The organism is Streptomyces sp. NPDC101132 (genome assembly GCF_044759225.1).
In the GTDB taxonomy this organism is placed as follows: domain Bacteria; phylum Actinomycetota; class Actinomycetes; order Streptomycetales; family Streptomycetaceae; genus Streptomyces.
This window is the reverse complement of the sequence record NZ_JBIVYX010000007.1, coordinates 408,095-417,837: the sequence shown is the minus strand read 5'-3', so window position 1 is coordinate 417,837 and position 9,743 is coordinate 408,095. Positions and strand designations below refer to the sequence as shown.

9 protein-coding genes are annotated in these 9,743 nt (G+C 71.4%); 4 read left to right on the top strand and 5 right to left on the bottom strand.

All coding sequences use genetic code 11. The annotated features are described in order from the left end of the window. Nucleotides 1-159: 159 nt before the first annotated feature. The 4 genes from ACIQUR_RS19070 to ACIQUR_RS19055 form a co-directional block, all read right to left on the bottom strand. A complete protein-coding gene (locus ACIQUR_RS19070) occupies nucleotides 160-1,059 on the bottom strand; it encodes an amino acid ABC transporter permease (RefSeq protein WP_403665471.1) in 900 nt (299 codons plus the stop codon). Beyond that, nucleotides 1,056-1,730 (bottom strand): amino acid ABC transporter permease, encoded by a 675-nt coding sequence (locus ACIQUR_RS19065; RefSeq protein ID WP_403665469.1) that lies wholly within the window; start codon nucleotides 1,728-1,730, stop codon nucleotides 1,056-1,058. The genes ACIQUR_RS19070 and ACIQUR_RS19065 overlap by 4 nt, the downstream gene beginning before the upstream one ends. Before the next feature lie 80 nt (nucleotides 1,731-1,810). Next, complete coding sequence (locus tag ACIQUR_RS19060; RefSeq protein WP_403665467.1) at nucleotides 1,811-2,644, bottom strand: glutamate ABC transporter substrate-binding protein; 834 nt, start codon at nucleotides 2,642-2,644, stop codon at nucleotides 1,811-1,813. Nucleotides 2,645-2,725: 81 nt separating this feature from the next. Beyond that, nucleotides 2,726-3,511, bottom strand: a complete 786-nt coding sequence (locus ACIQUR_RS19055; protein WP_403665465.1) for an amino acid ABC transporter ATP-binding protein — start codon at nucleotides 3,509-3,511, stop codon at nucleotides 2,726-2,728. Between the two features lie 281 nt (nucleotides 3,512-3,792). On the opposite strand from ACIQUR_RS19055, the gene ACIQUR_RS19050 reads away from it, so the two are divergent. The 3 genes from ACIQUR_RS19050 (at nucleotide 3,793) to ACIQUR_RS19040 (ending at nucleotide 6,992) form a co-directional block, all read left to right on the top strand. Beyond that, nucleotides 3,793-4,491, top strand: coding sequence for a response regulator transcription factor (locus ACIQUR_RS19050; protein ID WP_403665463.1), 699 nt, complete (start codon nucleotides 3,793-3,795; stop codon nucleotides 4,489-4,491). A 12-nt stretch (nucleotides 4,492-4,503) separates the two neighbouring features. Then, nucleotides 4,504-5,913, top strand: coding sequence for an ATP-binding protein (locus tag ACIQUR_RS19045; protein WP_403665461.1), 1,410 nt, complete (start codon nucleotides 4,504-4,506; stop codon nucleotides 5,911-5,913). Nucleotides 5,914-6,005: 92 nt separating this feature from the next. Then, nucleotides 6,006-6,992, top strand: a complete 987-nt coding sequence (locus tag ACIQUR_RS19040; RefSeq protein WP_403665576.1) for an ROK family protein — start codon at nucleotides 6,006-6,008, stop codon at nucleotides 6,990-6,992. Between the two features lie 105 nt (nucleotides 6,993-7,097). On the opposite strand, the gene ACIQUR_RS19035 is transcribed toward ACIQUR_RS19040, so the two are convergent. Beyond that, nucleotides 7,098-8,093 (bottom strand): TAXI family TRAP transporter solute-binding subunit, encoded by a 996-nt coding sequence (locus tag ACIQUR_RS19035; protein ID WP_403665459.1) that lies wholly within the window; start codon nucleotides 8,091-8,093, stop codon nucleotides 7,098-7,100. Nucleotides 8,094-8,195: 102 nt separating this feature from the next. Here ACIQUR_RS19035 and miaB point away from each other — a divergent pair, with 102 nt between their 5' ends. Next, nucleotides 8,196-9,713, top strand: a complete 1,518-nt coding sequence (gene miaB / locus ACIQUR_RS19030) for a tRNA (N6-isopentenyl adenosine(37)-C2)-methylthiotransferase MiaB (RefSeq protein WP_403665457.1) — start codon at nucleotides 8,196-8,198, stop codon at nucleotides 9,711-9,713. The last annotated feature ends 30 nt before the right edge of the window (nucleotides 9,714-9,743 follow it).

Below are 9,743 nucleotides of genomic sequence, written 5' to 3'. Positions count from 1 at the left end.
CCGCCGCGTCGGCGGCGTGGTTTTATTTTCCCACCCCCACCCCCCCCCCCCGCGGGGGTGCTTGTTTGTTTTTTTTGTGTGGGTTCGGGGGGGGGGGGGGGGGGGGGGGCGCCCCCCCCCCCCCCCCCACACCTCTCTCAGCGGGTGGGTGATCCGGAGTCAGATCTTCTCGTCGTTGCCGCCGGCGTGCGGGGCCGCGAGCTCCTCGACCTCCTCGGTGGTGAGGGTGGTCCCGGTGCTCCGCTTGGAGCGGCGCAGCCACTTCTCCAGCCAGGAGGCGAAGGCCGTGAGCGCGAAGTTCACCGCGATGTAGACGGCCGCGATGACGACCAGGGTGGCAATGGTGTTCGAGCCGTAGTTGGCCGGGATGGTGCGGTACGCCGACATCAGGTCCTCGACGCCGAGGATGGCGCCGCCGAGCGCGGTGTCCTTGAGGATCACGACCAGCTGGCTGACCAGCGCGGGCAGCATCGCGGTGATGGCCTGCGGCAGCAGGATGAACTGCATGGTCTGGCCCTTGCGCATGCCCAGCGCCTTGGCGGCGTCGGACTGGCCGTGCGGCAGCGAGAGGATGCCCGCCCGGACGATCTCCGCGATGACCGAGGCGTTGTACAGCACCAGGCCGGTGACCACGGCGTACAGCGGCCGGATCTCGGACCCGATGGCGGTGTACTCGACGTAGAGCTGGCTGGCGAACAGCATCAGCATCAGCACCGGGATGGCGCGGAAGAACTCCACCCAGGCGCCGACGGGCACGCGGATCCAGCGGTGCTCGGAGAGCCGCCCGATGCCCAGCAGGGCGCCCAGCGGGATGGCGATGACGATCGCCAGGATGCCCGCCTTGAGCGTCTCGCCGAGGCCGGGGAGGAGGAAGGTCGTCCAGACGTCGCCGTCCTCGACGAACGGCAGCCACTTGGCTGCCTCCATCTCGCCCTTGTCCGCCATCGTGGCGATCACGTACGCCAGGGCGCCGCAGAAGACGATGCCGAAGGCGATGGTGTAGAGGACGTTGCGCCGCCTGGCCCTGGGGCCCGGGGTGTCGTACAGCACGGAGCTCATCGCTTCACCGCCATCCGCTTGGCCACCCAGCCGAGGAACAGACCGGTCGGGAGGGTCAGCACGATGAACCCGAAGGCGAAGACCGCGAAGACGGCCAGGATCGCGTCGGATTCGTTCTCGAGCATGGTCTTCATCAGCGTGGCCGCCTCGGCGACGCCGATCGCGGCCGCCACCGTGGTGTTCTTGGTGAGAGCGATCAGGACGTTGGCCAGCGGCGTGATCACCGCGCGGAAGGCCTGCGGCAGCACGATCAGCCGGATGACCTGGGTGAAGCTCAGGCCCAGCGCGCGGGCGGCCTCGGCCTGGCCGGGCGGCACGGTGTTGATGCCGGAGCGCAGGGCCTCGCACACGAAGGTGCCGGTGTATGCGATGAAGCCGAGGACCGCGAGGCGGAAGCCCTTCTGCTCGAAGGTGTCACCGCCCAGTGTCACGCCCAGGGTGTCGCCCAGGGCGAGCGAGCAGCCGATGATGATCAGCGTCAGCGGGGTGTTGCGGACCAGATTGACGTACGCGGTGCCGAAGGACCGCATCAGCGGGACGGGGCTGACCCGCATGGCGGCCAGCATGGTTCCCCAGATCAGGGAGCCCGCCGCCGACCAGAGGGTGAGCTGCACCGTCACCCAGAAGGCGCCGAGCAGGTCGTACTGCGGATTGTCTAGAAAATCGAACACGTCGTTGCCCTGCGCTCTCCTCAGGATGGCTGGTGGGGCACGCCGCCGGTGGCAGGCCGGCGGCGGGCCCCGTCAGTGGCTCAGCTGCCCTCGGTGACCTGCGGGGCCGGCTCGTTCTTGTAGTTCGCCGGGCCGAAGTTGGCCTTCACGAACTTGTCCCAGGAGCCGTCCGCGACCATGTCCTTGAGCGCCTGGTTGATCTTGGTCTGGAGGTCCTTGTCGCCCTTCTTCAGACCGATGCCGTAGTTCTCGTCGCTCAGGGTCAGGCCCAGGAGCTTGAACTTGCCGGCGTGGTCCGGCTGCGCGGCGTAGCCGGCGAGGATGGAGTTGTCCGTGGTGAGCGCGTCGACGGACTTGTTCTCCAGGCCGGTGATGCACTCCGAGTAGCCGCCGACCTGCTTGAGGTCGGCCTCGGGGGCCAGCTTCTCCTTGACGTTCTGCGCGGAGGTCGAGCCGGTGACCGAGCAGAGCTTCTTCTTGTTGAGGTCCTCGGCCTTGGTGATCGAGTTGTCGTCGGCGCGGACCAGCAGGTCCTGGTGGGCCAGGAAGTACGGGCCGGCGAAGTCGACCTTGGCCTTGCGCTTGTCGTTGATCGAGTAGCTCGCGACGATGAACTTCACGTCGCCGTTCTGGATCATCGTCTCGCGCTGGGCGCTGGGCGCCTGCTTGAACTCGATGTTCTTCTCGTCGTAGCCGAGCTTCTTCGCGACGTACTTGGCCACGTCCACGTCGAAGCCGGTGAACTTGCCGTCCGCGGTCTTCAGGCCGATGCCGGGCTGGTCGAACTTGATGCCCACGACGACCTTGTCGCCGGAGCCGCCGTCGCCCTTGTCGCTGTCGCCGCCACAGGCGGTCGCGGTCAGGGCGAGGGCTACGACGGCCGCGGCAGCGGCGCCGACCTTGGAAACCTTCATGGTGAACTTCCCTCGGATGAGACGTGGTTGACGTTGACGAATACTGCTGACCGGATCAGTACCAGACCAGACCGGGACCGGTCAGTGGTGCAGGATCTTCGACAGGAAGTCCTTGGCACGATCGCTGCGCGGGTTGTTGAAGAACTGGTCGGGCGTCGCCTCTTCGACGATCTTCCCGTCGGCCATGAAGACCACCCGGTTGGCCGCCGAGCGGGCGAAGCCCATCTCGTGCGTGACGACGACCATCGTCATGCCCTCCTGGGCGAGCTGCTGCATGACCTCCAGCACCTCGTTGATCATCTCCGGGTCGAGCGCCGACGTGGGCTCGTCGAAGAGCATGACCTTCGGGTCCATCGCGAGGGCCCGGGCGATCGCGACGCGCTGCTGCTGGCCGCCGGACAGCTGGGCGGGGTACTTCTCCGCCTGCGTGCCGACGCCCACGCGGTCGAGCAGGGCGCGGGCCTTGCGCTCGGCCTCCGCCTTCGCCGTCTTGCGGACCTTGATCTGGCCCAGCATCACGTTCTCGAGCACCGTCTTGTGCGCGAAGAGGTTGAACGACTGGAAGACCATGCCCACGTCGGAGCGGAGGCGCGCGAGTTCGCGGCCCTCCGACGGCAGGTCCTTGCCGTCGATGGTGATGGTGCCGGAGTCGATGGTCTCCAGGCGGTTGATCGTCCGGCACAGCGTCGACTTGCCGGAACCGGACGGGCCGATCACGACGACGACCTCACCGCGGGCGATGCTCAGGTTGATGTCCTGGAGCACGTGCAGCGCGCCGAAGTGCTTGTTGACGTTGCTCAGTACGACCAGGTCCGTGCCGGCCGGGGCCGTGTCCTCGGGGCCCTTGGTCACTGATACTCCGCTCATCGGGCTCTTGCTCCGTCCTCCTCGGTTGCAAGGACATTAATGAGCCCGTGAGCGCAGCGTCATCACATCTGAGCGGAAATTGAGCATAACGATAAGGCTTCACCCGGACACAGTGCGTGAAGGGCGGCGTTGTACTCGTACCGGGTGCATAACGGAAGGCGCGCCGGGCCGGAACCCCCTTGACGTGGGCGTCTCCATCGGCGTGGATGCATGGTGGCCACGTGCGCGACCCTGACCATTCACCTGCGCGCGACCGGCCCGCGATCCGGAAAGGGGGACCCATGAGACTGCTGCTCGTCGAGGACGACGACCACGTCGCCGCGGCCCTGTCCGCGATCCTGGCCCGGCACGGCTTCCAGGTCACGCACGCCCGGAACGGCGAGGAGGCCCTCCAGGCGCTGCTGCCCGCGGGGACGCCGCCGTTCGGCGTAGTGCTCCTCGACCTCGGGCTGCCCGACCAGGACGGCTACGAGGTCTGCGGCAAGATCCGCAAGCGCACCTCCATCCCGGTGATCATGGTCACCGCGCGGTCCGACGTACGCTCCCGCATCCACGGCCTGAACCTCGGCGCGGACGACTACGTCGTCAAGCCCTACGACACCGGCGAGCTGCTGGCCCGCATCCACGCCGTCGCCCGGCGCCGCGCGGGGGCCGCCGGGGCCTCGGCCTCCGGCGGCAACGTGGTCCGGCTGGGCCAGGTCGCCGTCGAGCTGGAGACCCGCCGCGTCACCGTCGACGGTGCCGACGTGCCCCTGACCCGCAAGGAGTTCGACCTGCTGGCGCTGCTCGCCCAGCGGCCCGGCGTGGTCTTCCGCCGCGAGCAGATCATCAGCGAGGTCTGGCGCACCAGCTGGGAGGGGACCGGCCGCACGCTGGAGGTGCACGTCGCCTCCCTGCGGTCCAAGCTCGGTATGCCCGCGCTGATCGAGACCGTCCGAGGCGTCGGGTACCGGCTCGTCGCCCCGGCGGCCGCCCCCTGACCGGGCGTACCCGTGCGCACCCGGCTCCTTCCCCTGCTCGTCGTCCTCATGGCGGGCATCCTCATCGCCCTCGGCTTCCCCCTCGGCGCCAGCCTCGCCGCCGCCCGGCAGCAGCAGGTGGTCGTCGACCGGATCGACGACACGGTGCGCTTCGCCGCGCTCGCCCAGTTCGTCAGCGACTCGGCCGACTCCGGGTCCGAGGGCTCCGACGAGCGCCGCGAGACCCTCCAGATGGAACTCGCCCGCTACCACGACCTCTACGGCATCCGGGTGGGCGTCTTCTACCGGGACGACAACGCCATGGCCCGTGCCCCCGGCTGGTGGGCCCTGCCCGAGGAGGGCGAGGGCCGGCGCGCCTTCGAGGAGGCCCTGGCCGGCCGGCGCAGCCACGACCCGGCCCAGGTCTGGCCCTGGCAGCACAATGGCCGGCTGGTCGTCGCGTCCCCGGTCGTCCTCGACGGCGACGTCGTCGCCGTGGTCGTCACCGACTCGCCCACCGGCCAGATGCGCTCCCGGATCCTCGCGGGCTGGCTGGTGATCGGCGCCGGCCTCGCCGCCGCCATGCTGGTGGCCTTCGGCGCGGCCCTCCGGCTGACCAGCTGGGTGCTCAGGCCCGTACGGATCCTCGACGCCGCCACCCACGACATCGCCACCGGCCGCCTCAACTCCCGGGTCGCCGCCTCCGGCGGACCGCCCGAACTGCGGCGGCTGGCCCGGTCCTTCAACGAGATGGCCGACAACGTCGAGGAAGTGCTGGAACAGCAGCGCGCGTTCGTCGCCGACGCCTCCCACCAGCTGCGCAACCCGCTGGCCGCGCTGCTGCTGCGCATCGAGCTGCTCGCGCTCGAACTGCCCGAGGGCAACGAGGAGATCGCCTCCGTGCGGACCGAGGGCAAGCGGCTCGCGCAGGTGCTGGACGACCTGCTCGACCTGGCGCTGGCCGAGCACGCCTCCGCCGAGATCTCCGTGGTCGACATCGGGGAGCTGGCCGCCGAGCGGGTGGCCGCCTGGCGGCCGCTGGCCGAGGAGAAGGGCGTACGGCTGACCGAGGGCGGCCGGGGCGCCGTGACCGCCTGGGCGGACCCCATCGCGCTGTCCAGCGCGCTCGACGCGGTGATCGACAACGCCCTCAAGTTCACGCCGGCCGGCGAGGAGGTCACGGTCTCCGTGGCGGCCGAGGGGCGCGCGGCGACCGTGGTGGTGGCCGACCGGGGGCCGGGGCTGACGGAGGAGGAGCTCGCGCGGGTGGGCGACCGCTTCTGGCGCAGCGGCCGCCACCAGAACATCAAGGGGTCGGGGCTGGGACTCGCCATCTCCCGTGCGCTGCTCGCCGCGGGGGGCGGCTCCCTGGCGTACGAGACGAACCCGCCGCATGGGCTTCGCGTCACGGTGTCGGTGCCGCGGACGCGGCCGGGGGTGTGAGGGGGGCGGACTTCCGGTGCGGGCACCCGCGGGCGTGGCGGGCGGGGTTCGCGCGCATACTGAAACCGACCCCTTTCCAGGAGAGCCTCGTGATCACCCCCGCGTCGTCGACCGTCCCGTTGCCCCGAGCCTCCGGCGGTGCCGGAGTCACCGTCGCCGTCGACATCGGCGGCACGAAGATCGCCGGGGCGCTGGTGCGGCCCGACGGCACGATGGCGGCGGCCACCCGGCGGCCCACCCCGCGGGGAGTGGACGGCGACGGGGTCATGGCGGCGGTCGAGGAGGTCGTCGCCGAGCTGGGCGAGCATCCGGCGTGGGCGGACGTACGGCGCTGCGGCATCGGCAGCGCGGGTCCGGTGGACGCCACGCGCGGCACCGTCAGCCCCGTCAACATCGGTGCCTGGCGCGACTTCCCGGTTCTGGAGAGGACCGGTGCCGCCCTGGCCGCCCACGGGGCCGACGTGCCGGCCGTGCTCGTCGGTGACGGGGTGGCGATGACCGCGGCCGAGCACTGGCTCGGCGCGGCCCGGGACCACGACAACGCGCTGTGCATGGTCGTCTCCACCGGCGTGGGCGGCGGTCTGGTGCTGGACGGGCGGCTCCATCCGGGACCCACCGGCAACGCCGGTCACATCGGGCACATCTCGGTGGCCTTCGACGGCGAGCCGTGCGTCTGCGGCGCGCGGGGCTGCGTCGAGGCCATCGCGTCCGGTACGTCGATCGCCCGCTGGGCGCTGGCCCAGGGCTGGGACCCGGGCGCGGGGGACCGTACCGCCGCCGGCGTCGCCGCGGCGGCGCGCGCCGGCGACGAGGTGGCCCTCGCGGCCTTCGACCGTGCGGGACGCGCCCTGGCCGCGGCCATCGCGGCGACCGCGACGCTGGTCGAGGTGGACGTCGCGGTCATCGGAGGCGGGGTGGCCGCCTCCGGCGTCACCCTGTTCGGTCCGCTGCGGGCCCACCTGTCCTCGTACGCCACCCTGTCCTTCGTGCAGTCGCTCACCGTCGTGCCCGCGGCCCTGGGCACCGACGCGGGGCTCATCGGGGCCGCCGCGGCCGCCATGGAGCTCCTGCCGGTGTGATCTGCCGTGCGTGTGGTCGCGCCGCCGCTGCCGCCCACTGCCCCGGAGCGGTGACGTCCGCGGGCGGATGCCGGTGGGCGCGAGGGGGTCCGTCCGCCCGGAGGGTTACGGCTTGGCCGAGCGGTAGTAGCGGGCCGCGCCCTCGTGGAGTTCCAGGGGGGACGTGAAGATGGCCGTGCGGAGGTCCACCAGCTGGGCCGCGTGGACCTCGCCGCCGATGCGGTCGCGGCTGTCGATCACCGTCCGGGTCAGGGCCTCGGTCAGGGCCGGGTCCGTCCGCTCCGTGGTCACCAGCAGGTTCGGTACGGCCAGCGTCGCCACCGCCGAGGTGTTCCGCGCCAGCTTGTACGCGTCCAGCTGGATCACCGCCGCCCGGTAGTAGCGCGAGGGGCTGCCCGCCCGCTGGAGTTCCCGTACCAGGTCGCCCAGCGGCACCAGACGGATCTGGAACCGCTCCGACAGCTCCTTCACGGCCGTCGTCGGCAGCCCGCCCGACCAGAAGAAGGCGTCGATCCGCTTCGCCTCCAGCTCGGCCGGCATGGTGTCGATCCCTATCGACACGGGCTTGATGTCCAGCACCGGGTCCAGCCGCGCCGCCGCCAGCAGCCGCTCCGACAGCAGCCGTACGCCCGAGCCCGGCTGGCCGATCGCCACCCGCTTGCCCCGCAGGTCGGCGGCCGACCGCACCGGGGAGTCCGCCGGCACGACCAGCTGCACGTAGTCGTCGTAGAGCCGCGCGCAGCCGCGCAGCAGGTCCGCGCCCGGCTTCCGGTCCAGCTGGTACTTCGCCACCGCGTCGGCCGTCGCGAGCGTGAAGTCCGCCTCGCCGGTCGCGACCCGCTGGAGGTTCTGCTGCGACCCCTCGCTGTTCACCAGCTTCACGTCGACCTTCGGCAGGTCGCGCCCCAGCTCCGCGCGCAGCAGTTGCCCGTACTTCTGGTAGACGCCCGACCGCACGCCCGTGCTGAAGGTCAGCCGCCCCGCGGGCTCCGGCCGGCCCAGTGGCAGCAGCCACCAGAGCAGGGCCCCGGCCACGGCGAGCAGCGCCACCGCCCCCAGCAGGGCGCGGCGCCTGCTGATCCGGGAGAGCACGACGGGCATGCCCGCGATCCTGCCACCCCGCCTCCGCCCTGTCACGGCCGGCCCGTCCCGGGCGGCCCGTGGGCGGGAGGGCGTGCCGACCCCAAGCCTTACCCTTGTCGGGTGAGTGCTGAGGGCGAGGCTGCTGTGAAGACGTACCAGGTGCGCACCTACGGGTGCCAGATGAATGTGCACGACTCCGAGCGGCTGTCCGGCCTGCTGGAGGACGCGGGCTACGTCCGCGCGCCCGAGGGCATCGGCGAGGGCGAGGCCGACGTCGTCGTCTTCAACACCTGCGCCGTCCGTGAGAACGCCGACAACAAGCTGTACGGCAACCTCGGCCGGCTCGCGCCCATGAAGGCCGCCCGCCCCGGCATGCAGATCGCCGTCGGCGGCTGCCTGGCGCAGAAGGACCGCGAGACGATCGTCTCGAAGGCTCCCTGGGTCGACGTGGTCTTCGGCACCCACAACATCGGCAAGCTGCCCGTGCTGCTGGAGCGCGCCCGCATCGCGGAGGAGGCGCAGGTCGAGATCGCGGAGTCGCTGGAGGCCTTCCCGTCGACGCTGCCGACCCGCCGCGAGTCCGCGTACGCCGCCTGGGTCTCGATCTCCGTCGGCTGCAACAACACGTGCACCTTCTGCATCGTGCCCGCCCTGCGCGGCAAGGAGGAGGACCGCCGGCCCGGCGACATCCTCGCGGAGATCGAGGCGCTGGTCGCCGAGGGCGTCTCCGAGATCACCCTGCTCGGCCAGAACGTCAACGCCTACGGCTCCGACCTGGGCGACCGCGAGGCCTTCAGCAAGCTGCTGCGCGCCTGCGGCGGCATCGAGGGCCTGGAGCGCGTCCGCTTCACCTCGCCGCACCCGCGCGACTTCACCGACGACGTGATCGCCGCCATGGCCGAGACCCCGAACGTCATGCCGCAGCTGCACATGCCGCTGCAGTCGGGCTCGGACACGATCCTGAAGGCGATGCGGCGCTCGTACCGCCAGGAGCGCTTCCTGGGGATCATCGAGAAGGTGCGCGCCGCGATCCCGCACGCCGCCATCTCGACCGACATCATCGTGGGCTTCCCCGGCGAGACCGAGGAGGACTTCGAGCAGACGCTGCACACGGTCCGCGAGGCCCGCTTCACGAACGCCTTCACCTTCCAGTACTCCAAGCGCCCCGGGACCCCGGCCGCCGAGATGGACGGGCAGATCCCCAAGGAGGTCGTGCAGGAGCGGTACATGCGCCTGGTCGCCCTCCAGGAGGAGATCTCCTGGGAGGAGAACAAGAAGCAGGTCGGCCGCACGCTGGAGGTCATGGTCGCCGAGGGCGAGGGCCGCAAGGACGGCGAGACCCACCGCCTGTCCGGCCGGGCGCCCGACAACCGCCTGGTGCACTTCACCAAGCCGGAGGCGGAGGTCCGCCCCGGTGACGTGGTGACCGTCGAGATCACCTACGCCGCCCCGCACCACCTGCTGGCCGAGGGCCCCACCACCGAGGTGCGGCGCACCCGCGCCGGCGACGCGTGGGAGAAGCGGCAGGCCGCGCAGGCCAAGCCGCAGGGCGTGATGCTCGGCATCCCGACGCTGGGCGTGCCCGCGCCGCTGCCGGTCGCCTCCGGCGGTTCGGCGTGCGGGTCCTCGACCTGCTGAGCCGCCTCGGGTGAGCCCGCGGGGCGCCGG